Origin of the sequence: Leptolyngbya iicbica LK, assembly GCF_004212215.1 — a bacterium.
Lineage (GTDB): Bacteria > Cyanobacteriota > Cyanobacteriia > Phormidesmidales > Phormidesmidaceae > Halomicronema > Halomicronema iicbica.
The window spans coordinates 1,535,770-1,561,593 of record NZ_QVFV01000002.1 but is presented as its reverse complement, the minus strand read 5'-3'; the positions used below and the strand labels follow the sequence as shown (position 1 = coordinate 1,561,593).

The 25,824-nt window shown below is 54.7% G+C and carries 24 protein-coding genes and 1 riboswitch; of the genes, 16 read left to right on the top strand and 8 right to left on the bottom strand.

Annotated features, from left to right (window positions below):
• The first annotated feature begins 4 nt into the window (after positions 1-4).
• Complete coding sequence (gene rsgA / locus DYY88_RS13965) at positions 5-1,147, top strand: small ribosomal subunit biogenesis GTPase RsgA (protein WP_039727332.1); 1,143 nt, start codon at positions 5-7, stop codon at positions 1,145-1,147.
• A gap of 137 nt (positions 1,148-1,284) precedes the next feature.
• Entirely contained in the window at positions 1,285-1,815 is a 531-nt protein-coding gene (locus DYY88_RS13960; RefSeq protein WP_130199437.1) for a hypothetical protein, read from the top strand.
• A gap of 106 nt (positions 1,816-1,921) precedes the next feature.
• On the opposite strand, the gene DYY88_RS13955 is transcribed toward DYY88_RS13960, so the two are convergent.
• Positions 1,922-2,581: a Uma2 family endonuclease gene (locus DYY88_RS13955; RefSeq protein WP_039727335.1), complete on the bottom strand. Its 660-nt coding sequence runs from the start codon at positions 2,579-2,581 to the stop codon at positions 1,922-1,924.
• Positions 2,582-2,730: 149 nt separating this feature from the next.
• On the opposite strand from DYY88_RS13955, the gene DYY88_RS13950 reads away from it, so the two are divergent.
• Entirely contained in the window at positions 2,731-3,285 is a 555-nt protein-coding gene (locus tag DYY88_RS13950; RefSeq protein WP_039727336.1) for a Uma2 family endonuclease, read from the top strand.
• Between the two features lie 157 nt (positions 3,286-3,442).
• Here DYY88_RS13950 and thiC read toward each other — a convergent pair whose 3' ends face one another.
• The 4 genes from thiC to DYY88_RS13930 all read right to left on the bottom strand — a co-directional run bounded on the left by thiC (position 3,443) and on the right by DYY88_RS13930 (position 8,743).
• The gene (thiC, locus tag DYY88_RS13945; RefSeq protein WP_039727337.1) at positions 3,443-4,834 is read right to left on the bottom strand and encodes a phosphomethylpyrimidine synthase; all 1,392 of its coding nucleotides are present in this window, start codon (positions 4,832-4,834) and stop codon (positions 3,443-3,445) included.
• 252 nt (positions 4,835-5,086) lie between these two features.
• On the bottom strand, positions 5,087-6,589 hold the full coding sequence (locus DYY88_RS13940) for a sodium:solute symporter family transporter (protein WP_039727338.1): 1,503 nt from the start codon (positions 6,587-6,589) through the stop codon (positions 5,087-5,089).
• A gap of 209 nt (positions 6,590-6,798) precedes the next feature.
• Positions 6,799-6,895, bottom strand: a riboswitch (TPP riboswitch).
• A 120-nt stretch (positions 6,896-7,015) separates the two neighbouring features.
• Complete coding sequence (locus DYY88_RS13935) at positions 7,016-7,579, bottom strand: RNA 2'-phosphotransferase (RefSeq protein ID WP_039727339.1); 564 nt, start codon at positions 7,577-7,579, stop codon at positions 7,016-7,018.
• Between the two features lie 129 nt (positions 7,580-7,708).
• Positions 7,709-8,743 carry a hypothetical protein gene (locus DYY88_RS13930; RefSeq protein WP_236146357.1) on the bottom strand — a complete coding sequence of 345 codons (1,035 nt, stop codon included), beginning with the start codon at positions 8,741-8,743 and terminating at the stop codon, positions 7,709-7,711.
• Positions 8,744-9,049: 306 nt separating this feature from the next.
• Here DYY88_RS13930 and glmU point away from each other — a divergent pair, with 306 nt between their 5' ends.
• The 5 genes from glmU to DYY88_RS13905 all read left to right on the top strand — a co-directional run bounded on the left by glmU (position 9,050) and on the right by DYY88_RS13905 (position 13,564).
• Positions 9,050-10,429, top strand: a complete 1,380-nt coding sequence (glmU, locus tag DYY88_RS13925) for a bifunctional UDP-N-acetylglucosamine diphosphorylase/glucosamine-1-phosphate N-acetyltransferase GlmU (protein ID WP_039727340.1) — start codon at positions 9,050-9,052, stop codon at positions 10,427-10,429.
• Positions 10,430-10,555: 126 nt separating this feature from the next.
• The gene (locus DYY88_RS13920; protein WP_039727342.1) at positions 10,556-10,936 is read left to right on the top strand and encodes a hypothetical protein; all 381 of its coding nucleotides are present in this window, start codon (positions 10,556-10,558) and stop codon (positions 10,934-10,936) included.
• Positions 10,937-11,101: 165 nt separating this feature from the next.
• Positions 11,102-11,761, top strand: coding sequence for an HAD family hydrolase (locus tag DYY88_RS13915; protein ID WP_039727343.1), 660 nt, complete (start codon positions 11,102-11,104; stop codon positions 11,759-11,761).
• Positions 11,762-11,985: 224 nt separating this feature from the next.
• Entirely contained in the window at positions 11,986-12,237 is a 252-nt protein-coding gene (locus DYY88_RS13910) for a hypothetical protein (protein WP_039727344.1), read from the top strand.
• A 610-nt stretch (positions 12,238-12,847) separates the two neighbouring features.
• A complete protein-coding gene (locus DYY88_RS13905) occupies positions 12,848-13,564 on the top strand; it encodes a sugar transferase (RefSeq protein ID WP_367889289.1) in 717 nt (238 codons plus the stop codon).
• A gap of 197 nt (positions 13,565-13,761) precedes the next feature.
• Here DYY88_RS13905 and DYY88_RS13900 read toward each other — a convergent pair whose 3' ends face one another.
• Positions 13,762-14,121 carry a hypothetical protein gene (locus tag DYY88_RS13900; RefSeq protein ID WP_130199436.1) on the bottom strand — a complete coding sequence of 120 codons (360 nt, stop codon included), beginning with the start codon at positions 14,119-14,121 and terminating at the stop codon, positions 13,762-13,764.
• Between the two features lie 587 nt (positions 14,122-14,708).
• Here DYY88_RS13900 and clpS point away from each other — a divergent pair.
• Both clpS and DYY88_RS13890 read left to right on the top strand, forming a co-directional pair.
• Positions 14,709-14,999, top strand: a complete 291-nt coding sequence (gene clpS, locus DYY88_RS13895) for an ATP-dependent Clp protease adapter ClpS (protein WP_201279015.1) — start codon at positions 14,709-14,711, stop codon at positions 14,997-14,999.
• 53 nt (positions 15,000-15,052) lie between these two features.
• Positions 15,053-15,880: a CPBP family intramembrane glutamic endopeptidase gene (locus tag DYY88_RS13890; RefSeq protein ID WP_044151254.1), complete on the top strand. Its 828-nt coding sequence runs from the start codon at positions 15,053-15,055 to the stop codon at positions 15,878-15,880.
• Positions 15,881-16,034: 154 nt separating this feature from the next.
• Here the strand turns inward: DYY88_RS13890 and DYY88_RS13885 are convergent, their stop codons facing one another.
• Entirely contained in the window at positions 16,035-16,523 is a 489-nt protein-coding gene (locus DYY88_RS13885; protein WP_039727347.1) for an S-layer homology domain-containing protein, read from the bottom strand.
• 147 nt (positions 16,524-16,670) lie between these two features.
• On the opposite strand from DYY88_RS13885, the gene thrB reads away from it, so the two are divergent.
• The 6 genes from thrB to DYY88_RS13855 all read left to right on the top strand — a co-directional run bounded on the left by thrB (position 16,671) and on the right by DYY88_RS13855 (position 23,752).
• A complete protein-coding gene (gene thrB, locus DYY88_RS13880; RefSeq protein WP_039727348.1) occupies positions 16,671-17,597 on the top strand; it encodes a homoserine kinase in 927 nt (308 codons plus the stop codon).
• Between the two features lie 70 nt (positions 17,598-17,667).
• The gene (locus tag DYY88_RS13875) at positions 17,668-18,492 is read left to right on the top strand and encodes a DUF3598 family protein (protein WP_039727349.1); all 825 of its coding nucleotides are present in this window, start codon (positions 17,668-17,670) and stop codon (positions 18,490-18,492) included.
• A gap of 88 nt (positions 18,493-18,580) precedes the next feature.
• On the top strand, positions 18,581-19,651 hold the full coding sequence (locus DYY88_RS13870) for a patatin family protein (RefSeq protein ID WP_242517613.1): 1,071 nt from the start codon (positions 18,581-18,583) through the stop codon (positions 19,649-19,651).
• 141 nt (positions 19,652-19,792) lie between these two features.
• Entirely contained in the window at positions 19,793-23,020 is a 3,228-nt protein-coding gene (locus DYY88_RS13865) for a leucine-rich repeat domain-containing protein (protein ID WP_039727351.1), read from the top strand.
• An 85-nt stretch (positions 23,021-23,105) separates the two neighbouring features.
• Positions 23,106-23,348: a hypothetical protein gene (locus DYY88_RS13860; protein ID WP_039727352.1), complete on the top strand. Its 243-nt coding sequence runs from the start codon at positions 23,106-23,108 to the stop codon at positions 23,346-23,348.
• Positions 23,348-23,752 (top strand): type II toxin-antitoxin system VapC family toxin, encoded by a 405-nt coding sequence (locus DYY88_RS13855; RefSeq protein ID WP_039727354.1) that lies wholly within the window; start codon positions 23,348-23,350, stop codon positions 23,750-23,752. The genes DYY88_RS13860 and DYY88_RS13855 overlap by 1 nt, the downstream gene beginning before the upstream one ends.
• Before the next feature lie 94 nt (positions 23,753-23,846).
• On the opposite strand, the gene ftsH4 is transcribed toward DYY88_RS13855, so the two are convergent.
• Positions 23,847-25,721 (bottom strand): ATP-dependent zinc metalloprotease FtsH, encoded by a 1,875-nt coding sequence (gene ftsH4 / locus DYY88_RS13850; protein WP_039727355.1) that lies wholly within the window; start codon positions 25,719-25,721, stop codon positions 23,847-23,849.
• Between the last annotated feature and the right edge of the window lie 103 nt (positions 25,722-25,824).

The window sequence follows — 25,824 nt, the reverse complement described above, 5'->3', positions numbered from 1 at the left end:
CTTTATGGCATCATCGGCGGTTGACTCTTTGGAACTGACAAGTGCCACGCTGCTCGGTACGGTGATTGCGGTTCAGGCTAATTATTATCTCGTTAAGCTACAGCCCACGCTGGAGTATCCCTCGTTGCCAGTCACTGAACTACTGTGTACCCGACGGGCGCGACTCAAGAAGGTGGGGCAGCAAGTTATGGTGGGCGATCACGTGGAGGTCGAGCAACCAGACTGGGCCGGGCAGCGCGGGGCGATCGCTGCCGTACATCCCCGCTCTACCCAACTCGATCGCCCTCCGGTTGCGAATGCCGATCAAATTCTGCTGGTATTTGCGATCGCTGAGCCTGCCTTAGACTGCCATCAACTCACCCGCTTTTTGGTCAAAGCTGAGCTGACTGGGCTGCAGATTTGTCTCTGTTTAAACAAACAGGATTTAGTCACCGCCGCCGTGCAAACCAACTGGCAGCAACGACTTATTCAGTGGGGCTATCAACCCCAGTTTATTAGTGTGCAAGCGCAGCGGGGGGTAGACGCCCTAAAACCGCATTTGCAAGATCGCATTACGGTGGTTTCTGGTCCTTCGGGCGTGGGCAAATCGAGTCTGATTAATACTTTGATTCCGGCGGCTCAACTACGGGTGAATGCGGTGTCTGGCAAGTTAGGTCGCGGTCGCCACACCACTCGCCACGTTGAACTGTTTGACCTGCCGCAGGGGGGCTTGTTAGCCGATACGCCAGGATTTAATCAGCCAGATATTACTTGCACTCCCACCGAACTGGCCAACTGCTTCCCCGAAATTCGAGCTCAGTTGGCCGAACACCGCTGTCAGTTTGCGGATTGTTTGCATCGCGGTGAACCCGGCTGTGCCGTCTCGCAAGATTGGGAACGCTACACTGATTATCGGCAAATCCTTGAGGATTGTGAGACGCAGGCCCAGGCGGCCCATGATTCCGCTACACCGGATGAGGCATTTAAGCTTAAGATTGCCGATGATGGGCAGTTGCAGGCGGAACCGCGGTTACAGGCAAAAAAGTATCGGCGCGTGTCTCGACGGAGTCGTAAGCAGTCGCTTGAAGACCTGCGGTATGAGCTAGATGGCAATCTTGATCAGCTCGACACTTGGGAAGATCTGGATGCGTTTTCTGAGTATGAGTGATGCTAACTGGTTGCTGATGTGGGTTTGTTGGCTTCTTGTCAGATACCTGCAGGTTGCCCTCGGCCAGAACGTTGAGACCTTTACGGAACCTCCAGATTGGCAATGCTCGTGTTCACCTCTGTACCCTCGATGACATGATGAAAAATCGACTCAGTCAATGCTTACTGGTGGGCTTTTTGGTGCTCACGGCCTGTAACCAAGCTCCCCCGCCTCCAGAGATGTTTACTTCAGACTCCGGGCAATTTGAGATTGCGGCTCCGGCCCCCTTTGAGGAAACACAGCAATCGGTTGAGACTCCGGTCGGGCCAGTCGAGATTTATACCTTTACGGCTGAGACTGAAAATACGGCTTACGTGGTGGCTTATTCTGACTATCCAACTGAGATTATTGAGCAGACCGATCCTCAGGCTTTGCTCGATAGCAGCCGCGATGGGGCGGTCAACAACTTGGGCGGCACCCTGATCAGTGAAGAGGTAATTGATCTTGAGGGGAATCCGGGGCGATCGCTGGTTATTAGCGCCAACGCGAATCAAGAACAGGCCGCTACAATCAATTCCCGTATCTATCTGGTAGATAATCGACTCTACCAAGTGCTGGTAGTTTCCCCTGAAGGTGCCGACACTGTCGAAGATTCGACCACCTTCCTAGAGTCATTTGATTTGCAATAGTCCAGGTCTGCCTGAGACCTTCAGGTGCAAAGGCTGTCATGGGTTGCCCTATGGTTCAACCCACGCTACAACTCCCCCAACCTATAAGGTTGGCAGAACATCATCGCTAAGAATCTGTCGGCAAATCACCAAACTGTTGACGATAGCGGGCCAGTTCCGCCTCCAACTCTTCCCGGCGTTGGCGCTCCTGGGCTAGTGCTGCCGAGAGTTCATCGGGAATCAGCAGCTTCTCCCCCGTGTCCAATCGATAAAAGCCGATCAGCGACTCTTCGATCGCCAGACGCAGGTTGAGCCGCTGGCTAATGCTATCGGTGATGGGCACATACTCCTCGCCTTGCAGGCGATAGCCCCGCAGCTTTTCCGGTATCCACTCGCCCTTGGGGTCAAACAGCCAGTATTCCTCCACCTCTAACTGGGCGTACAGCGTCTTTTTATAGGACTGGTCTTGTTCCTGGGTTCCGGCTGAGGTCATTTCAAAAATGACAGCAGGCGTTTGGCCCTCTTCCCAAATCTTGTAGTTATCGCGGCCACCGGGCTCAACCTCAAAAATCACCATGACATCAGGGGCCACGCGCAGTTTGGGAAAGCCCTGAGCGTAGTAGAGAAACTGATTGCTTAACACCGTGGCCTGCTGACCCGCCAAATACTGGCGCAGCACCTCCAGCGTGATGAGCATGGCGTAGAGATGCACAAAGGTTTCGGCCACGGGTTCACCGTCTGTCGAAGGGTAGCTAGCCGCAGAGAGCTGAGGAGAGATGGCGGTCATGATCGTCCAGGGTCTCTCCCCTTAGTGTAATCGGACTGGGCGGGGGTAGGGTGGCAGGGTGGTTGGAGCGCGCCCCCTACCCTCAACCAGTCCAGAACCTTGCAGTAGGATCAGGTTAGTTTCACGATTTGCCGCTGAGGAGTCATGCCATGCGGACGCTTACCCAATGGTCAGTCGCCGATTATCACCAGATGCGGGATCTTGGCATCCTCGATCGCCGTCGCTGCGAACTCATCCAGGGAGAAATTTGGGATATGGCTCCAGAGGGGCAATTTCATCGGTTTGTCAATCATCGGGGTGTCGCCTATTTACGTCAGCAGATGAGCGGCAAAGCCGAAGTCTTCGAGGCTCACCCCATTACCCTAAGCACGTCTGAGCCCCAGCCGGATATTGCGATCGTGCGGCTGCCGGATACTCGTTATCTCACCCATCATCCCTATCCTGAAGATATTTATTGGTTGGTGGAAATTGCCGATACGACTTTGACCTACGATCTGGAAACCAAGCGTCGGGTTTATGCCGCAGCGGGAATTCCCGAATATTGGGTGATTGATATCGCCAATCGCCAGTTGGTCGTGTTCAAGGATGGGCAGAATGGCGATTTTGTGACTCGTCAGATCGTAAGTGGGGGCGTGATTTATCCAGTGGCGTTTCCAGAAGTGGCGATCGCCGTTGACTCGCTCATCAGCATTCCTGAGCTATGAAAAAAGGCTGAGATGAAAGCGTTTCCATCTCAGCCTTAATCGTGGTTATAGCAGTCCGCAGTAAGTACCAACAGGCAAGGGGCTTAAGCCCCTTGTTCCGAGGCGTGGGGATGTACGGAGCTATCTACGCGGCGCTATATCTCAGCGCGCTAAACACTTAGACCTGCGTCATGGCCTGTCCTTGCCTTGATTCCTCTTGCGCCAGGAACTTCTCCAACTCGGTCAGAGCGTCAGCATCCACTTTGGTCTGCATCGGGCAGAACTTGGGACCGCACATCGAGCAAAACTCAGCGGTTTTGTAGATGTCGGCGGGCAAGGTTTCGTCGTGGTATTCCTTCGCCCGTTCGGGGTCGAGGGACAGCTCAAACTGGCGGTTCCAGTCGAAGTTGTAGCGGGCGTGGGACATGGCATCGTCGCGATCGCGTGCTCCGGGTCGATGCCGCGCAATGTCGGCAGCGTGGGCTGCAATCTTGTAGGCGATCAGTCCTTGCCGCACATCTTCGGCGTTGGGTAAGCCCAGGTGCTCTTTCGGTGTGACGTAGCAGAGCATCGCCGCCCCGCTCCAGCCCGCCAGCGCCGCCCCGATCGCGGAACTGATGTGGTCATACCCCGCCGCGATATCCGTCACCAATGGCCCCAGCACGTAAAAGGGCGCTTCGGAGCACTCTTCCATCTGCTTTTTGACGTTGTAGTCAATCTGATCCATCGGCACATGCCCCGGACCTTCGACCATCACCTGCACGTCGTGCTCCCAGGCTTTGCGGGTCAGTTCACCTAGGGTCTTCAGTTCCGCCAGTTGCGCCGCATCCGTCGCGTCGTGCAGACAACCGGGCCGCAGGGAGTCGCCCAGGCTAAAGGAGACATCGTACTTTTTGAAAATCTCGATGATGTCCGCAAAGTGGGTGTAGAGGGGGTTTTGCTGATGGTGGTGCAGCATCCAGCGAGCCAGAATGCCGCCACCGCGAGAGACAATGCCCGTGATGCGATCGCGCACCAGCGGCAAGTGCTCAATCAAAATCCCGGCGTGGATGGTCATGTAGTCCACCCCTTGCTGGGCGTGCTTTTCGATGATGTGCAAAAAGTCTTCCGGCGCAAGCTGCTCGATGTTGCCGTGAACACTTTCCAACGCCTGGTAGATCGGCACCGTTCCGATGGGGATGGGTGAGTTTTGGATGATCGCCGTGCGAATCTTGTCCAGGTCGCCGCCGCCCGTAGATAAGTCCATCAGCGTATCCGCGCCATATTTGACAGACAGGTGCAGTTTGGCGACTTCCTCCTCGATATCAGACGAGTTCGGCGACGCGCCAATATTGGCATTCACCTTGCACTTTGACGCAATGCCAATGCACATCGGCTCCAAATTCGGGTGGTTGATATTCGCGGGAATGATCATCCGCCCCCGCGCCACTTCATCGCGAATCAGCTCCGCAGGCAGGTTTTCCCGCTTCGCCACGTAATCCATTTCTTCCGTAATTACGCCCTGTCGCGCGTAATGCATTTGGGACTTGTTGGGATGATCTTGGCGTTTCGCAATCCATTCTGTACGCATAGGTTTAACCTCAATTTTTGACATTTAGGGAAATCATGGGATGAGGGGAACAAAGTTTCAGGTCATAAGTAGAGCCGATTTCACGCCTCGGGACTGGAGGATTGAGCGATCGGACAAACCTCACCTAGCCTCTCCTTGGCAAGGAGAGGAACCGGAGTTTTTATAAACCTCTCCTTCGCAAGGAGAGGTGCCGCAGGCGGTGAGGTTCCACCAGATGTCAACGCCACTCCTGAAACCTGAAAATTGGTGACTTTAGTTCGACATTTCAGCCGCTGCCACCGACTCTGCTTCGCCATAGGCGCGAATCTCTTCGTCCAAGCGTCTGAAGTCGAAGGCTTCGGTTTCACCCTGGTGCGCCTTGAGTTGAATCCAGATCATGGAAATCAGGAAAGAGACCACGATAGGCACGGCAAAGCTGATGAGCAGATCGCCGGCAAAGGGCAAGGCATTCCACGGGCTGAAGTCGGGACGGGGGAAGAACAGCGCCCCGGCCCCAATGCCGAGCAGGGCACTCCAGAAAGCCATTGAGCCGGTCAGACGCCGGGAGTAAAGGCCAAAGAGCACCGGGAACAGCGCCCCAGCGCACACCAGGTCCGCGAGCAGGAACAGGTACAGCACGTTATAGCCACGGGAGGCGATCAGAATCGCCGGAATCCCTACCGCGACCGTGAGAATGCGGGAGGCGCGGAGAATGCCCGTGGACGGCATCGCCGGAAAGAACCGCACCAAATCAATGGTGAAGACGCTGGCAATCCCGTTTAGCAGGGTATCCAGGCTGCTCATGACCAGCGCCAGCACCAGCACCAGCACCGCAATGCTGACCCAACCGGGCAGGCCCAAAGCCTCGATGAGGGAGAAGAAGGCGACATCGGTATTGAAGCCAAAGTGCATCGCCAAAATGCCGAGCAGTCCCGCAACGAACAACATCGGCACGATGACCAAAAAGGAGCCGAGGAACGATCGCCGCACCACGACATCATCCCGACAGGCATAAATCCGCTGCCAGTTCGCCTGGTTGAACATCTCCGCCGAAATCACCGCAATCACCAGCGTCGCCCCAAACTTGATGCCGGGACCGTTCGCCAGCGAGAGCAGTTGCGGGGCAGATTGGGTGACGGGCTCAATGGCAGTGCCCCAGCCCCCGAGGGCGATCAGGGCGATCGCAAAACTCAGCAGCAGCAGTGGCACAATCACGATGAACTGAATCGCATCGGTGAAGATGGTCGCCGCCAGTCCGCCGACGGTGGTGTAGATGAACACCGCCGAGATAACAAGCACCGCAGTGAGCCAGAGGGGCACTCCGGCCATGAGTTCGACCGCTTTGGCGATCGCCGTCAGCTCCGCCGTCAAATACACAAACATGTAGAAGACGATGATGCCCAACGTCAGCAGGTACATCGCATTGCCAAAGCGGTGCAGCACATACTCATTCAGCGAGTGGCCGTGGGGCATCAAAAACCGAATGCGCGTGCCCATAAACGCGAACATGGCCGACGGCGTGGCCTGGCCGATGCAGTAACCGAGAATCCCGGCAATGCCAGCGGTGGCACCGACTTCCGGGGGGCTGAATAAAATCCACGCGCCCATGGCCGACGCCACGATGGTCGCCAGAGCGGCTTGGGTGCCGACACTGTTGCGGCTCACCATGTAGTCTTCGAGGGTGATGGTGTGGCGACTGGCCTGCAGCAGGCCCATCAAGGTAAACGCGGCGATAGTCACCAACGTGACCCCTAACGCCGTTGCACTCAAGGTCATAAACAAAGCACCTCGCAAGAGACAGCAAGATGCTAGAGGTGATGACAGGTTGGAAGGATGAAGGGAGTGGTACTGGACGAAACGACGGCAAGCCGTACGACCCTGAATTCCGCTAGTCAGAAAACAGCTCGAATTGGCTTTAGGCAATCAATTCAAAATTCTGACTTCAAAATTTTAAATTGGCAGCACTGCTCGTCGCTTCGGTTGCGTAACCTCAATCAACGCTTCCCTCCGCTGGTATTAACCAGGTCAGGTTCTGAGGGTATAATCTCAGCCCGATTTGCTCGGACACCCCTAGCTTGGTGGTGATTGTATCACTGTCGCTTTCGACTGTGCCGCTCAGCGATCGCACTTGTCATATTTGGCAACGGAGGGCTTTTCGCCATGGCTCAATACGAGACAGCAACAGATGCGCCTGTGCCGGAGCTAGCGCGATCGCCCCACATGAGTCGGAAACTCGATATAGCGAGGGGGCACAATTTCCGTCAGCCAAACGCCATTTTGGGAGCAATAAAACTGATATCCCGCGCGACACATCGCCTCTGCCTGAATGGTGAGGACGATGGGGTGACCGTGGCGCTGTCCCACCCGAATGGCATCAATTTCTTCAGCGGCTAAATGCACATGCTGGCGGCTACCGGGCAACAGTCCGCGTGTACGAATGGAGGATAAAAAGCGAGTCGCTGTGCCGTGAAACAAAATTGTGGGAGGCACCTCCGCCACGAGTTCCAAATCCACCGCGAGGGAATGGCCCTGGTTAGCGCGAATTTTGCTGCGATCGGCGTTGTAGGTGAACCGCTCTTGGGTATTTTTTTGCACGATCGCATCAAGCAGTTCTTGGGAAACAGCGATGCCGTGTTGATTCACCAGCTCAATGAGTTGCTCCACTTCTGCCCAGCCGTTGGCATCGAGTTGCAGGCCAATTACCTGCGGTTTGTGACGGAGGATCAAACTCAAAAACTTGCTGAGTTTTGCTAGATGCTTATCCATGATGGTAAATACAGTGCGATGAGTCGAGCCGCCTACTTTGGGGCTATCGGTAAAAGCGATATTGAGGGCGATCGCTTGAGGCCGTTGTGCACTACCCCGCCAAACAGCCCGCTCGCCCGACGCGCCGGGTTAGATTTGCTTGAGGGCAGTGGACACATCCATCGCCACAAAGCGATCCACGGCCTGATACATCCACTGCAAGGGCAATTTGGGATCGGCATGGGTGGCTTGAAAGCCTAACGCTGCGGCTAAGTCAGCATAGCTAGGATGAATCACTAGAGTATACATATCCATTAAATTAGGAAAATCTTGCTGCATCGCCACCAGTCTTTGCTGCGCATCTTGAACAAATCGACTGCGTTGGTCGTTGAGATGGCTGGGATGGATGACAAAACTGCGGACAAACACAGAACGGCACTGGCGATCGCCCGGCAGCGCCATTTTGAAGGGGTCTTCGCTCGCGACTTGGCTCAAATGCAACCCCTGACTTGGCGGCTCAAAAAATTTGATTTCCGACTCGCGCTGGGTGGGATACAGCGCATAAAAGCCGAGGGGATTTTGGTTGTCGCAACGGCGCAACACCCGGAATCCTTGACTATATTGCTCTGCCCAGTCGCGCAGGATGTTAGCGATGCGGTAGGGCACGGCGTCGGTGTTGCGGTTCAGCCAGTTGTAGTTTTGCGCTAATAAATTGGCGATAGGAATGGCGTCGCAGCGGGGATCAAAGTCGTCGGGCTCAATGTCGGCGATCGCGATCGCCGTCGGAGGCGCTTGCAATTCAGGCAATTCCACAATGGCAATCTGTGTGGTGTTGCCGTCAAAGGTTTTGCGAATCAGCCCCAACGCCGCCAACTTATCGAGCATCATGCCCGCCGCGCGATCGCTGCCCCGCTCGCGATCGCTATAAAACACATCCGCCGCCTCGCCACAGCTACATTCCACCCAGCCGGGAGGCAACGTCAGCTGCGCCAGCGGGGCTGGTAAGGCTTGTCCCTGCTGGTACGCCGCCTTCGCCAAGAGATACAGCCACAGTCGCAAAAAGCATTCTGCCCGCCGCCGGGTCATGCCCACCCGACCCGCAATCAGCCCTAAATAACGCTCATACAGCGTGTCTGTAATCAGCTGCCGAAGCGCTGCAAGATCATGGGCGACAGGTGGCGACATCAATGTTAAGAACCCAGCCGAGCAACAAAGTAACCTAAGCCGTGCATCCGACTCACACGCTTTTCCACGGTTCACTCATCATAAACATTCCCTAAATTTGCCACTTAACGATGAAGCACTGTGGCGCTTTGCCAAGCGGAAGGCCGATTTAGCCTCGATTCGTCCTGATGCAACCAAGTCCTGCATCCAGGGGGACGGCGGCAAGGGGGGCGACCTCACGGGGAGAATCAATAATCACTCGCTCAAACCCCTGACAAAGCGCGGTATACTCCGTGGCGAAGATTGGCATGCTAAGGGACAAGGGTCATGGCAGGAAAGCTCGCGGTAGTGGTGTTGGCAGCAGGCAAAGGCACACGGATGAAGTCGTCATTGCCGAAAGTGTTGCATCCCCTCGGCGGGCGATCGCTGGTGGAATGCGTCCTCGACAGTCTTACCGATGTGGATCCGACCCATCGCCTGGTCGTCGTGGGCTACGAAGCCGACCAAGTCAGAACTGCCTTAGCCCATTTGACCGATGTCACCTTTGTTGAGCAGACCGAGCAGCTGGGCACGGGCCATGCCGTACAGCAGGTGCTGCCCCACTTGCAAGACTTTGAGGGCGACCTACTCGTGCTGAATGGCGATGTGCCGCTATTGCGTCCGGCGACCCTGCGCCAACTGCTGGAGGTGCATCAGACCCGGCAAAATGAAGCGACGCTGTTGACGGCGCAATTTCTTGACCCCACTGGCTATGGTCGCGTCTTTTGCAATGATGACGACGTGGTAACCGAAATCATCGAGCATCGCGACTGCACCGAAGCCCAACGCCAAAACCGCCGCATTAACGCGGGGGTCTACTGCTTCAAATGGTCAGCCCTGTCCAAGATTTTGCCCGCACTCAAAGCCGATAATGATCAACAGGAGTACTACCTGACGGACGTGGTCAAAGATATGACCCCCGTCATGGCTGTCGATGTGGACGATGCCCAAGAGATTCAGGGCATCAACAACCGTAAGCAGCTGGCCGAAGCCTACAGCATTTTGCAAGACCGCATTAAAGATGAGTGGATGGCGGCAGGCGTCACCTTTTTAGAACCTGATACCAGCACCGTTGATATTACGGTGCAGATTGAGTCGGACGTGATTATTGAGCCGCAAACCCACCTGCGGGGCAATACCGTCATCGGTTCTGGCTGTCGCATTGGCCCCGGTAGTCTGATCGAAAATTCTGTCATCGGCAGCAACGCCACGATCCTCTATTCCACGTTGTCGGACAGTCAGGTGGGGGATGGTGTGCGAGTTGGACCCTATGCTCACCTGCGGGGGCAAGCGGTGGTGGGCGATAACTGCCGCATTGGAAACTTTGTGGAAATCAAGAAATCGACCTTGGGCGATCGCGTCAACGTGGCTCACCTCTCATATCTCGGTGATGCGACCTTGGGCAATCAGGTCAATGTCGGCGCGGGTACCATCACCGCGAACTATGACGGCGTGAAAAAGCATCCCACGGTGATTGGCGATCGCACCAAAACAGGCTCCAATAGCGTCTTGGTTGCCCCAGTCACCCTTGGCGCTGATGTTACCGTTGGGGCTGGTTCCGTTGTCACCAAAGACGTCGCCGATGACTCCCTGGTGGTGGCCCGCGCCAAGCAAAGTACGATTCCGGGCTGGCGCTCTCAGCGGTATGCCCAATCTGATGACGCCTGATAAGCACAGATTGACCGCGAGCTGCGCGAAGTTGTCCTCTATCAGCAGAGCAGTCTGTCATTTTCTGCAAACTGCTGCGGTCGGCGGGTATAGATACTAGACCCAGCCCCAGCGAGGACTCCAGTCATGTTTGAAACGCTGATTGTTAGTAGCCTGTGCTTTTATATCAATCCCCCAGGACAAACGATTGGGCTGAGCGATCGCTGCATTGGCGCGACTGCCACCCTGCAATCACCTCAATACAGCCTAAGAGAATCCGCTTTTTTAACTGAATACCGACGGCTATACCCCAACAGCATCTTTACCGATGCTGAGGCGCTCTTGAGCGGTCAGGTCAGCTGTGGTGAAGGGGCAGACAGTTTATCAACCCAGGCTGCCAGCGAGTTCATCATGGACACCGATGCAACCGAGTTGGTCGCCATGCTGATGCAACATTGGGAGGCTTCTCATCGGGCCGCTTTATCGCAACTTTGCCCTCACCTGCGGATCGTGACCGATAGCCCATAAGGCGGTTTGCCAGCGATCGCCAACTGGGCATGGGCATCACGGCAAGTCGCGATGATACACACCTGCAGCCGTGACAGCTGGTAGAATCCATGGCGGGTAATGGAGCAAAACACGCCCCAGCCTCACGCCCAGACTACCTTCTCACCCACACACCCAGCCACTCCTATGCTCCAGGCGGTCTTGTTCGACCTTGACGGCACCCTTGCCAACACCGACCCGATTCACATCAAAGTCTGGCGCGACATTTTAGAGCCCGAGGGCTACACCGTTGACGACGCCTTCTTTAAAGAGCACATCAGCGGTCGGCTCAACGAATATCTAATCAAAGAACTGTTGCCGCAACTTTCCGCTGCCGAAGGCGCGCAACTCGTAATCGATAAAGAAGCAAAATTCCGCGAATTGGCTGCCAGTGAGCTCACGCGGATGTCCGGCTTTGACGAGCTTTACGACTGGATTCAACACCACGAACTGAAAACTGCTGTTGTCACCAATGCCCCCCGCGCCAACGCTGAGTTTGTGCTCAATATATTGCAGCTCGACACCGCCTTCGATTACTTGCTCATCGCTGGGGAGCTACCGCGCAGTAAGCCTGACCCGCTGCCCTATCAAACCGCGTTGGAGCGGTTTAACCTTGCGCCTGAGGATGCGATCGTGTTTGAAGACTCGAAAACTGGGATTCAGTCAGCAGTATCGGCTCAAATTCCGACGGTGGGAGTTGCCTCGACCCATGCTGCCGATGTTCTGTATGGCTATGGGGCCAGCCTAGTCATTGACCGATTTAACGATCAACGTCTGCAGAAATTGGGTCTGCTGCGAACCACTTAAGGCAACTTCCATCGTATTGGAGAAGGACTTCACCCTCAGGATTAAGGGGAATTCTGTCTTACGTAAATGCAACTAATGTTGTGCCGTCGTGGGCGATGGGCGTCAAAGACCTGTAGAAATTGCCGATTTTATCAATATCGCTAAGGGCTATAACAGGACTACAAAGGCTGGCATGGCTAACCTTTGAACGATTGAACTACCATCACATCTACTCGGAGGTCGCGATGTTTGCTACCGACTCGACGATTCAAACCTTGCAGCAAGACTTGGCTGAAATTCAAGCTGCCAACTTAACGATAAACGATCGCTTCTTGGCAGAGGCGGCCTTGCTTTCCCGCGATCTGCTGCTCACATTAATGCAAAAGCATGAGTGCTCCTTAGCCGATATTACCCCCGCCCATATTGCGGCTGAGTTGAGGCAGCGCGCCCCCATGTCTTATCAAGTTCTTGCGATTCCCAGTACAACTGGCCAATAAATCAGGCTAGGTTCTGACAGGCTGAGCCTTGTTCGCATAGACGCCACTGACAGTCTAGTCTGCGTAAATTTAACCTACGGACATCTTGAGTGACCCACAGACGCTTTGCCCAACCTGACTCAACAGCCAGCACAGGCCAGGGAGCGGCGGGTGATATCAGCGATCACTGATTAGCTTGATGGCCCAACGAAGCTTCATCAGCATTATTACGGAGCCGCAACATAGCCTGCCATTCACTGGTGCTTTACAGGGAATGGCAGGCATCTAATATGATGGTGCTTAAAAAAATACTCGCCAGAGATTGCTTTAAATCGCGGCACTTAGACATTTTTCGGCCCGCTCTCAAGAGTGTCAAGCCCTTGTTCCATGGGGATTTGAGCACCTGGCTGGACGTCACGCTCAACGCTCGTCTGGATGACTGACGCCTTCATATAATGTCACTTTAGCTACGTGTACAGCAGTATCGATTCCGTGAATCGCGAAGGCATCTTCATCGAGATTCGGTGAAGATTAAAGTTTTGATGAACCTTGTCATCAGGGCATATACGGAGATGGGAGTTGAGAATATTCTGTAGTTGCTTGAGGAGCAATCAAAGGAGTCGATTTTCCGGTGGTTAATATACAAAATGGTACTGCCCACTTCGATATTGCAGTTCCCGAAGCAGTTCTTAATGACGCTGATAATTTAAGCTTTTATATCCCCACAGGGGTTAACCTAGAGCACCCTTCGGTTACGAGCCTGTTGAAGCGAGGGCTCGACATCTTGGGAGCGATCGTGGGACTGGTGATCACCGCAATTATTTTTGTCCCGATCGCGATCGCGATTCAAATTGATAACCCAGGCCCGATTTTTTACAGTCAACTGCGGTGTGGTCACCAGGGCAAAACCTTCCGCATTTGGAAGTTTCGCTCCATGGTGGCAGACGCTGACAAGCTGAAGCACTTGGTGCAGAACGAAGCCCAAGGTTTGGTATTTAAGAACAAGAACGATCCTCGGATTACCCGCGTCGGTAAGCTATTGCGTAAAACCAGCTTGGACGAATTTCCCCAGTTTCTGAACGTGCTGGTGGGAGACATGAGCCTAGTTGGCACCCGACCGCCGACGATTGATGAAGTGATGCAGTATGACAAGCACCACTGGCAACGCTTGAATGTGAAGCCCGGCATCACAGGCGAGTGGCAAGTCCGCGGGCGCTCCTCCGTCAGCGATTTTGAAGATATCGTCAGCATGGATTTGAGCTACCAGGAGCGGTGGTCTTTCTTTTATGACCTCAAGCTATTGCTAGAGACCGTGCTCGTTGTGCTATACCGCAAGGGGGCCTATTAAGGCCGCTAGTCAATGCTTTTTTGGTTGTCGGTACCTTTTGCTAACTATTCGAACATTGGGGCGACGATCGCGAGATCGTCGCCTTGGTTATTTAAAGGGCTGAATGGCCAGTTACCGAGTTTTTTGAGCTCGTTCATGGTGGCACCGACCCTGGAAACCCAGCGTCAAAGTACCCATCGAGGAACCTTAGGATTGCCTCACAAACTCAAGAGACAGGTGACAAATTGGCGCAAATGTTGATTGGCACTACGGTAATCACAATCACCTTTGGTCGCAGAAAGCGTGGCGAGTACCGTCAGCCAGTCAGTATCCAAAACGGGCTGGATCACATGATCGGCACAGATGATATCAGGGCCATTAGAAACGTCTAAAAACTCTGCGGTTTCAGTGGTGGGCGAAGTTTGCCTCAATGAAATGGGGCGCAACCAGCAGGTTTGTCGCTCTGCCATATGCTGCACGAGTTCGCCATAAAGTCGGGACTGCCCACAATCTACATAGACGATTTGATACGCCGCGATGCTCATGCCCGGGGTCACCAATGCGAAGGGACTACTCACTCAGTTTACATAGAGTGAAAGGGTCCCAGCGATGTTTAGCAAGATGGGCTGCTCCACTTAGGAATCAGGATTTTATAAAATCCAAGTCTTGTCGGGCAGGCATATCTTGCCTGCTCTTGAACAGCCGAGACGGCTGTTCACACTTAAATTATTTCCAATTCCTTAGAACAGCGGCGCATAATGCAGCCGCGCCACGCCAAAGGATGGAAAATGAGATATCGCGGGGACTGAGGGACTTAGTCCTCGGTTGAGACTGCAAGACTTCGGGTATGCCGCCAGAGACCGTGTCCCTGAGAGATTGTTTATTGTCAGGGACTTACTTTGTCAGCCTCCACAGTTTTTCTTTGTCAGGGCCGAAAATCTCAATTAAGATTTAATAGTCTAGAATCCCACCAAAGCCATCTGTGGTGAACATGAAATTATCCTGCGATCAGCGTCTTGCTTCGGGCGACGATGTTGGAGCTTGCGGGATGGCGCGGTTGGCCAATGAGGGCTTCTGGACTTTGAGGCAAATTCAACACAATTTGCTGGTGCGATCGGCACTAGATTGATCTACTTAACGAGTAACTAGCTTTATTGAGGCGCTTATGGTGGCTGTCGATACGATTAAAAGTCGCTCTACATCCACAGTTCGAAAACCGGCTCCCCGGTACCGCGTACTGCTGCACAATGATGACTTCAACTCGATGGAGTATGTGGTGGAGTCGCTGATGAAGGTGGTTCCCAGTTTGTCGATGCCGCAAGCGGTCAATGTCATGATGCAGGCGCATGTTTCTGAAGTGGGTGTGGTGATTGTGTGTGCCCAAGAGCATGCGGAATTTTACTGCGAAGGCTTAAAGGGTAAGGGGCTCACCAGTTCTATTGAGCCGGAAGAGTAAACCGAGCGCTGTTGAAACGTTTTTGGCTATTGGTTCGACGGTGCCCGGCTCTGATGAGAGTGGTAGTGGGTTTGGCCGGTGCCGTTGTGCTAGCGGTACCGATCGCGCTGCCGCTTTACTTTTGGGAATACGCTGCTACGGATGGCCAGTCGGTCATCTGGGCACCGATCAGTCTCTTCATGGTCTTTATGTTGGGCTTGCCTTCGTGGCTGCGGGGCGTGCATCACTGCCGCTATCCATGGCGGGTGCTGGGGTTTAGCCAGCGCGATCGCTGGTGGCTGAGTTGGGCGATCGCATTTCTGGGTGGCGTTGTGGGCATCGGGTTACTATATGGCCTGCAATGGCTCTTGGGTTGGAGCACCTGGCAGCCGCCGGGGCCAGCCGTCGGTCGCTTGTTGCTGGAAGGGTTGTTGGTTGGGGTGGGGGTCGGTCTGGCTGAGGAACTTCTGTTTCGCGGCTGGCTGCTGTATGAACTGGAACAGGATTTTAGTCCCGCTGCGGCTCTGTGGCTGAATGCGCTCATTTTTGCGATCGCCCACTTTTTGCGGCCCCTCTCGGCAATTTTGGCAACCTGGCCCCAGTTCTTGGGGTTACTCATGCTAGGAGTGGCGCTAGTGTGGGCGCGCCGAATTCCCGTGGCGGGGCGATGGCAGCAGCGTCGCACGACAGTTTTGGGGCCAGCGGCTGGACTCCATGGCGGGCTGGTGTTTGCGTATTATCAAGTTGATGTGAATGACCTGATGGTGGCAACGGCGCAAGTACCGGAATGGGTCACCGGTATCGGTGGCAATCCCCTAGCAGGTTTACTGGGGCTAGGTTTTCTCAGCGTAATTTGCGCCATCACTTATCGCATCAGCCACGATCGCCGCCTCATTAATTAACGACAGCTCCACTGTTGTCTCAAGCAGAAGTAGGACCTAAGGAGAGTTCCGGACCCCAAAATACCGGCCTGGGTTGCATGACGCTGCGCTTATGACACCCTACAAGTGGGGACTTCTTTTCCGGAGATCTCTTAAGTTGGGGGTAGGGAGCTATTTACTCGGTTTCTAGCGGTGACTCCAATTCGCCGACGTCGTCTGCCAGAGTGCCCAGTTCGCGATGCAAGACTTCGAGCTGATTCAGCAGCCGCTCGGTGTCGATTTGCTGCTGCGGGTCAATGAGTTGGAAAACCGCATCCAGGCAGGCTTCGAGGGCGACGGCAAATTCGTACCGGGTGACAAATTCGTCGCCACGAAAGGTGCCATCGGGATAGCCAGCCAAGCAGCCGTAGTCTTCAGCCAGGGTGCTGACGGCGGTGTAGGCCCAGTGATTGGGGGAGACATCAGCAAAGTTTTCGGGCGGAAAGATTTGTGTCAGGCTCTGACCGGGGCGCTCGGGAGCTGGCGGCAGCGGGGCAGACAAAGCGGGCAAAGGCAGCTCAGCCATGCGGCGAGCCGTGGTCTGCTCGTCGGCAGCGATCGCGCTACTGGCGATCGCGCTGAGTCCCGCAATTGATAATCCGACGACAACAAGCAGTTTGCTCATGCTGGCTCTCCCTGGGCTCAGACCGCATCTAGTCTAGCGAAATCGGCGCTCGAATCTTGATGAACTCAACGTGGTCCCCAGAATGAATGGTAATATTCGGGGCGCTAGTGCGGGTAACAGCGGCGCAGGATCGTGGAAGGAGGGGACATGAGCGGGGCATTTCGAGTAGCGGTACCGGCGACCACCGCGAATATTGGGCCGGGGTTTGACTGTCTGGGGGCAGCGCTGACCCGCTACAACCACTTCACCTTTGCGTCGCTGCCGACGGCCGAGACGCTACAAATTACTGTGCAGGGTTTGGATAGCGATCGCGTCACCACGGATGCTTCCAATTTGGCCTATGTGGCGTTTCAAAAGTTCTTTCACAAAATTGGGCAACCCGTTCCGGCACTGAGCTTGGAAATTGAGCTGGATGTGCCGTTGGCCCGGGGGATGGGCAGCTCTTCGACGGCGATCGTGGGGGGCATTTTGGGGGCAAATGCGATGGCGGGGGAACCTCTGGATGCCCAGGCGCTCGCGGATTTCGCCACCGAAATTGAGGGACACCCGGATAATGTGGTGCCCGCGTTGTTGGGGGGCTGTCGCCTGACCACGGTAGACGATGCGGGGACGGCTACGGTATGCGAGGTGCCGTGGCATCCAGACATTATTCCGATCTTGGTGGTCCCCGCTTTTGAGGTTTCTACTGCCCAGGCGCGGGCGGTGTTGCCGACGGCATATTCGCGGGCGGATGCGGTCTATACGATGGGCCATCTGGGCCTACTCATTCAAGCGTTGGCGACAGGGAATGGCGATTGGTTGCGGACGGCGATCGGCGATCGCATCCACGAGCCCTACCGCAAGTCCCTGATTCCCGGTTACGACGCGGTGACTCAGGCCGCGCGGGATGCCGGGGCTTATGGAGTCACCATTAGCGGGGCGGGGCCGACCCTGTTGGCGTTGGGCAGCGCCGATCGGGCCGCCGCGATCGCCCAGGCGATGGCCCAAGCCTGGCAGCAAACCGGTATTGAAATTGTGGATGCGACCCCGCTGGCGATCGACACGACTGGCTCGACGGTGACTGCCATCAACTAAATTTACGGAACGGCCAGTGCCGCAACAAAACATGAGACGCTGAATTTCAGAGGTTTGAGGGGCAGGCACGATGGCATCCCAATGGCAACGGTTGCTCAAAAATACGGGGCGCTGGGTCGGCTCTTTTACACAAGTGTCGCCGACGGGTGAGGTGTTGGCCGATACGCCCACCGTGGTTGAGTTGCAGCCACTGGATCACGACAATCTGATGCGGCAGACCATTACCAAACAGCCACCGGGAGAACCGCCCCAGGAAACAGTGCTGCAATATCGCACGCTGGCCAAAAGTGTGCTGTTTTTGGACAATGGCGCGTTTTCTCAGGGTTCCATGCAGTGGGGGCCGTTTTCCGAATTTGGCGTGGAGCTGGGCTTGATTGCTGCCAACCATCGCCTGCGCCTGGTGCAGCTCTTTGACAAAAACCGTGACCTGCACCAGCTCACCCTGATTCGCGAACATCTGGATGGCACAGCGCCCTCGACGCGCTCCCCATTGCGAGTCGAGGAATTGGTCGGCACCTGGGTGGGAGAAGCGACCACGGTGTATCCCGATTTGCGCCCGGATGACACCTATGCCACGCGCTTAGCGATCGCCCATCACAGCGGTACCGTAGAACAAACGCTGCAATTTGGCGATGGGGGGCCATCCATTCAGTCGCAGGGGGTGGTGAGTGGCGATCGCCTTCTTTTCACCACCGGGAGTCAGCCGGTGCAGGTGTTGCTTTTGCCCGATGGCGCGTCCTCGACCTGTCCCACCGCGATCACGCCGCGCCAACCGCTGTTTCTGGAAGTCGGCTGGCTGATTTCTCCCACCCATCGCCAACGCCTGATTCGCCAATATTCCGTTCAGGGCACCTGGGTGAGCCTGACGCTAGTGGATGAAACCAAGGTGGATTAAACCGGTTCAATTCTGCTTCTTGGTCTAACGAAATTGGTGGCAGCACGTATGCTGTGTGTGTCATTAACCACAAGGGGACAGAGACTTGGTGAAGACCTTGGGGCTAGCGCTAGGCAGTGGCGGAGCGAGGGGATGGGCGCATATTGGCGTCATTCGTGCTTTGGAGGAGGCCGGTATTCAGATTCACGCGATCGCGGGCTCTAGCATCGGAGCCTTTGTCGGGGCCATCTATGCGGCGGATGAACTCGATGAACTTGAAGCCTTTGTGCAAAACCTCAACTGGCGGGCGATCGTCTCGTATTTTGATGTGGTCTTTCCCAGCACGGGGTTGCTCGATGGCAACCGCATCTACGACTTATTGTCGGAGCATCTCTACGATCGCCACATCGAAGACACCACCATTCCCTTTTGCTGCGTCGCGACGGATCTCGAAACTGGCGGCCCCGTTTGTTTAGAGCAGGGACACCTGGCCGATGCCGTTCGCGCGAGCATTTCAATTCCGGGCATTTTCACCCCATTCTTGCATTCTGGTCGTCATCTGGGAGATGGCGGTATTGTGAACCCCGTGCCGGTGGATGTGGCCCGCCGCTTGGGCGTCGATGTGGTGCTGGCGGTGAATCTCAATCATCCCGCTCCGCCGGATGAAACGTCTGGGGAAATGAGCACTGACTCCACTGCCGCACCAACCCGCAATCAGCCCGATGATTCAGATCCAGAGATGGCGGATGGCGATCGCGGTGCTGAGTCGTCAGACAATCCCCTGACCGAAGCCTCGGAGAGCGATCGCAACCGCATGCCCGAGCAGCTTGATCGCCTGGCCGACCAATTTCAGAGCACCCGCGCCGCCAAGGTTTTGCAACGCCTTCAAGACCAGTACGCAACCCTGCAAGATCAACTGCAAGCCAAGCTCGACAACTGGATGCCGGAAGAACGGCAAGGCCCCAACATTTTTGATGTAATTGGAGTGTCGCTTAATGTGATGGAGCAGCGCGTCACGCACAGCATGCTCACTGAGCATCCGCCCGAGATTCTGCTACAGCCACCCTTGAGTCAGTACGGTATCTTTGACTTTCATCAGGCTAAGGCGATTATCCAAACGGGTTACGACTATGCCCAGCAGCAGTTGCCCGAAATTAAGGCCCACTTGCAGATGGAATAGGTGCCTCTCCCCCAAATTGCCCCCCGTAGGGTGCATTCAGCGAAGCTAATGCACCGCCCGACATGAATGGAATGGTGCATCGCTACGCGGATGCACCTACGAAAGCTATAACGGAGGTGGCAGAAAGCTTGGTGAGAGAATATGGCGCGAGATGAAGCCTACCAGGAAGCAGAACGACGAATTGAAGCAGCCCGTCAGGAGGGTGCGACGGAACTTGATCTCAGTGGATTGGGCTTAACAGAAGTACCCGAGGCGATCGCCACTCTCACCCAATTGCAATCGCTGAATCTTTCTGGCAACCAATTGGCGGAATTACCCGAGGTGATCGCCACTCTCACCCAATTGCAATCGCTTAACCTTTCTGGTAACCAATTATCGGAATTGCCTAAGGCGATCGCCACTCTCACCCAATTGCAAAAACTTGATTTCTCTGGCAACCAATTGACGGAATTGCCGGGATTCATTCAAAACTTTAGGCAATTGCAGAATCTTTATTTTTCTGGCAATCAGCTAACGGAAATGCCTGAATGGATCGGGGATCTGACTGAATTACGCTCCCTCGATTTTACTGACAATCAATTGGAGACGATACCTCTTACAATAAGATCCTTACACCAGCTAAGGTTTATGGGGCTTGCTGGAAATCAATTAAAAGAATTGCCAGAAGTATTTTTTGCTTTGAATCAGTTACAAAGTCTGAATTTAACAGATAACCAATTATCGAAATTGCCTAATAGTTTCTCATCACTTAAACAACTACGGCAGCTCGGGCTAGGTTACGTAGCAGGAGGTAATTATTTAGGAAATCTTCCAAGCTCTGTCAGGCATATGAAGCAACTTAGGAGACTCTGGGCTTATAAGTGCCAACTCAAATTTTTGCCTGAATGGCTCGGAGATTTAAAAAACCTCGAAAGTCTCGAATTGGAGTCTAATCATTTAATTGATCTACCTACTTCTCTAGTACAGATTCCCCTACTCATTAAAATTGAGCTTGACCATAACCCACTGAATCCTGATCTCTCAGCAGCTTACGAACAAGGCATGAGAGCGATTTCTCAATATTTGAGGGCCAGAGCAGAAGGAGAAGTATTACTGAGTGAAGCCAAGTTAATCTTGGTTGGGGAGGGCGAGGTTGGGAAAAGTTGCTTGCTGGGATCATTGCGGGGTGATGACTGGTTAGAAGGCCGCCCCACGACTCATGGTATTGAGATTAAGCCTGTCATTGTCAACGCTTCAAACAACGGAACAGAAATTACACTTAACGGTTGGGACTTTGGAGGGCAGCGGGTTTATCGTCCCACTCATCAGCTCTTTTTCAGCTCTACAGCAGTCTATCTGGTGGTGTGGAAGCCCCGTGAGGGGCCACAGCAGGGGTTTGTCAAAGAGTGGATTACGCTGATTAAGCATCGAGAGCCGGATGCCAAGATTCTGGTGGTTGCTACTCACGGTGGGCCTGGTCAACGTCAGCCCGACATTGATCGTCAAGAATTAATTGACCTGTTTGGTAGCGATACCGTTCTGGGCTTTCACCACATCGATAGCAAAGAGGGCACGGGCATTGCCGAATTGCGAGAGGCCATTGCGGAGGTTGCCGCGACTCTTCCCGGCATGGGTCGCAAAGTACCGACCAAATGGCAGCAGATTCGCGAATTGCTGGAAGCTTCCGGCAAGCCCTATATGCCCTACAGCGATGTCATCGCCCTCTGTGAAGAACACGGACTCGAAGGCTTTGCCGCTGAACTGTTTGTGCGCGTGTCCCACACCCTGGGCTATCTCATCCACTACCACTACGACGAAATCCTTAAGGATACCGTCATCCTGCAACCCGACTGGCTCGCCAAAGCCATCAGCTTTGTCCTTGATGATGAGTTGACCCGCGATCGCAATGGCCTCGTCGAGTTTGAGCATCTCAGCCAACTCTGGAGCCATCCCCCGTTTAAAGGCGAAACGGGCTATCCCATAGAACTCCATCCCATCTTTCTGCGGCTGATGGAGCGCTTCGATCTTTCCTACAGAGTCGTCCTCGATCCCGCTGTGCCCGAAGCCAGCAATACTCACCTGATTGCCCAATTGGTGCCCGACCAACGCCCAGAGCAACTGCCCAACTGGGGCGCAGAACCTGAAGCTGGAGATCGCCAACAAGTCCAAATCTGCCGCATCGTAGACGATCGCGGCCAAAGTGCCAACGCTGAAGGGCTGTTTTACCAACTCATCGTCCGCCTCCACAAATATTCTTTGGGTCGCAACAACTACCCCGACAGCGTCCATTGGCAGCGGGGTCTCATGCTCGATAACGACTACAACGGTCGCGCCCTGCTGGAACACATCGGTAACGATGTCAAAATCACTGTCCGCGCCGCCTATCCAGAACGCTTTCTCTCTTACCTCACCGAAGAGGTCAAATGGTTGGTCGAGAGCTTTTGGGAAGGGCTGAATTGCAACATCATGGTGCCTTGTATTGCGCCCTGCGGCATGGAAAACCCAGGACAGGGGCTTTTTGAAGTGCAAAAGCTGATCGAAAGCAAAAAGAAAAATCGCCCCGAATTCCCCTGTACGGTATCCGGTTGTGACGAGTGGCAAAACATTGATCAACTGCTGAACAACGCCCCCACCACGCCAGCCCCCTCCCAGGTAATTGGGATCGACCAGTTTCAAAATATGGCTAAGGATCTTGAGAATGCCATCCGCAGCGATCTCGTAAAGCTTGACCGCCGCGAACACCAGCGATATCAGGCATTATCGCGAGAGCAGCGGGCAATGATGAGCCGTATCGATCAGCAGTTCGCTTACCTCATGCAAATGCTCATTGATGAAGCCAAAGAAGGCCCTCGGTTGTTTAGCTTTCAGCCTGTTGATCCGGGTTTCTTTGATCGCCCCAACTGGGTTGCCGAAAAATTCCGACTTACGCTCTGGTGTGAACATTCCCGCAAACCCCTGCCCGTCTTAAATCCAGACGCCCCCAAGCAAGGTGTCTATGAACTAGAACTCAATCGCGAGTGGTTTACCAAAGCCGTTCCCGTTTTCAAATTTGTGACCGGGACTTTGAGCTTGGTTTTACCTGTCGCCGCCTCCACCACCCAGTTCATGCTCGATGACAGCACCTACCAAGGCATCAAAGAAGAACTCGATCTCGGTCAAAAAAGTCTGGAGTTTGGCATCAAGAGCAGCAACATTGCGGTCGATTGGCATACCAAACGAGATGAAGCCGAGTTTGAGCATGGGGAGGCTATTCGCGCTCAAGGTGCCATGCTCCGAGAACTCCATGCTTTGCTCAAAGATAAAGATCCTGGCTTTGGCGGTTTGGAGAAAGTGCAAAATAAGCGGCGCGAATTTCTCTGGGTTCATCCCCAATTTGTCGATGAATACTAAAGAGTAGAATGTCTGTACTAGATGATTTACAGGCCATCTATCACTGGGACAATAAGACACATATCTTGATTGGAGAAGACATGCGATGGAAATTAAGATCGACTTACCCCCAGACCTTGAGCAAAGTTTGATGTATCGGGCAGCTCAATCTAAAGTTTCGCTTCAAGCATTGATCTTGCAAGCTCTGCGTCAGGCAACTCAACCAACAACTGCCACCACATCCCAGTGGTCAGAATTGGTTTTGTCCTATGAAGGCACTCCGGACTTTCCCGCGTTTGAAGCCTACCGCGAAGAACTCCTGCCGCCCCGTGAACCGGAGCTATTTTGATGCGCTATCTGCTCGATACCTGCGTCATCAGCGACTTCATCAAAGGCGAAGCGGGAACAATCGCAAGACTCAAGCAAACGCCACCAGTTGACGTTGCTATCTCAGCCATCACTGTCATGGAACTACGCTACGGCTTGGTGCTCAACCCGCAGCGAGCGCAGAAAGTTGAACCCGCGATCGCTGGCATTCTCTCTTCCGCAACACAGTTGCCTTTCGGCACTGCCGAAGCTGAACAAGCCGCACAAATTCGAGCGGTGCTGAAATCTCAAGGGCAGCCCATTGGCGCATATGATGTCCTGATTGCCGCCACGGCCCTTCATCATAACTTGGTGATGGTTACGGCTAACCAACGTGAGTTTGAGCGTGTTCCCAACTTGCAGATCGAAAATTGGCGACAGGCCTGAACCATCAACAAAAGCTGGTATCGACTGACTCAGTTTGCATTCACCCGAAAGGGTATAAGAGATCGCCCCTCTCCCCAAGCAGGCTTCCGCCGCCTCAAACCGTCAGCATTTGCTCGTCAGGTACTTGCACTTGCGACAGCCACTCCTTCAGGCTTTCCCCTTCAATCACTTCAGACTCCAGCAGGCTTTGGGTGATGGTTTCCATCAGGTCGCGGTTAGCAGCCAGAATCGCGAGGGCACGCTGGTGCCCAGCTTCCACCAGTTCCTTCACCTCATGGTCGATTTCCTTCGCAGTTTCGGCGCTGACGGCGCGGCGGGGATTTTGCATCATGCCATTGTCCAAAAAGGCGGGTTGGCTACCGCGATCGTAGGCCAGCGGCCCCAACACCTTGCTCATGCCGTAGGTGGTCACCATTTGTTCCGCCAGGTCGGTGGCCCGCTGCAGGTCGTTTGCGGCTCCGGTGGTGATGCTGCCGAACACGATTTCCTCCGCCGATCGCCCCCCCAGCAGCGTGGCAATTTGGCCCTTCAGTTCCGCCTCATTGCGCAAGAAGCGATCTTCCGTCGGTAGTTGCAGGGTGTAGCCCAGGGCCGCCATGCCACGCGGCACGATGGAAATCTTCGCCACCTGGTCGCTCCCCGGCATCACCGCCCCTACGAGGGCGTGACCGACTTCGTGATAGGCCACGATCTTTTTCTCGGTGTCGTTCAGGACGCGGCTCTTTTTCTCCAATCCGGCGACGACCCGCTCGATCGCTTCCGCAAAGTCCGCCTGCTTGACGGCGTCGTGATTGTTACGGGCGGCGAGCAGGGCGGCTTCATTCACCAGATTGGCCAGATCCGCCCCAGCAAATCCGGGGGTGCGGGTGGCGATCGCCTTCAGATCCACCTCGTCGTCCAGCTTCACCCCCTGGGCGTGAATTGACAGAATCGCCTCGCGCCCTTTCACATCGGGGCGATCGACTAGCACCTGACGGTCAAAGCGACCGGGTCGTAACAAGGCTGGATCGAGGGTTTCGGGTCGGTTCGTCGCCGCTAGCACGATCACAGTGTTGTCGCCAGCGCTAAAGCCATCCATCTCGGTGAGCAACTGATTTAGCGTTTGCTCCCGCTCATCATTGCCGCCGTAAAATCCACCGGAACTGCGGGATTTGCCAATGGCATCCAACTCGTCAATGAAGACAATGCAGGGGGCTTGTTTTTTCGCCTGCTCAAACAGGTCGCGCACCCGCGAAGAGCCGACGCCGACGAACATTTCCACAAATTCGGAACCCGAAATGCTGAAGAACGGTACCCCCGCTTCCCCCGCAACGGCCTTTGCCAGCAGGGTTTTCCCAGTTCCCGGTGGCCCCACCAGCAGCACCCCCTTGGGAATCTTGGCCCCGAGTTGCGTAAACCGTCGGGGCGTTTTGAGAAAGTCTACGATTTCCACCAATTCCGCCTTCGCCTCTTCGACTCCCGCCACATCGGCAAAGGTGGTTTTGGTCGCTTCATCTTGGACGTAGGCTTTGGCGCGGCTTTTGCCGATGGAAAGCACCCCTTGGGAGCCGCCCCCGTTGCGCGCCAAGAAAAAGCGCCACACCGCGACAAAAATCAGCGGCGGAATCACCCAGCTGAGAATATTGCCAAACCATTGATTTTGCGCGGGCACAGCGGCAAATTCCACCCCGTTATCTTGCAGCACTTGGGGCAGTTGCAGGTCAAAAATCGGCGTGGTTTCGTACACTTGCCCCGGTTCGCCATTGGCGTCGGCCACCTGATAACGAATTTCATCCTGCCCGACGGACGCCTTGATCACCTCATGCGCTTGCACCCGATGGATAAACATGCTGTAGGGTTCGCGGGGCGTGGTGGAGCCAAACGCCTCCGGAAACAGCAGATTCACAATCAAAAAGGCGGTGCTGAGGAAGAACACCAAATTGATTAACTGACGAGAGCGGGGTGGTTGGGGATCTTTTTGAACAGGCATAGCGTTTATCAGGGGTGACGGTATCGAGCGGTTGGCAAAGGTAGACAGCGCCAGCGATCGCGCTTCTGAAGTTCAATTGTACTGTTTGCCGATCGCGCCGCTT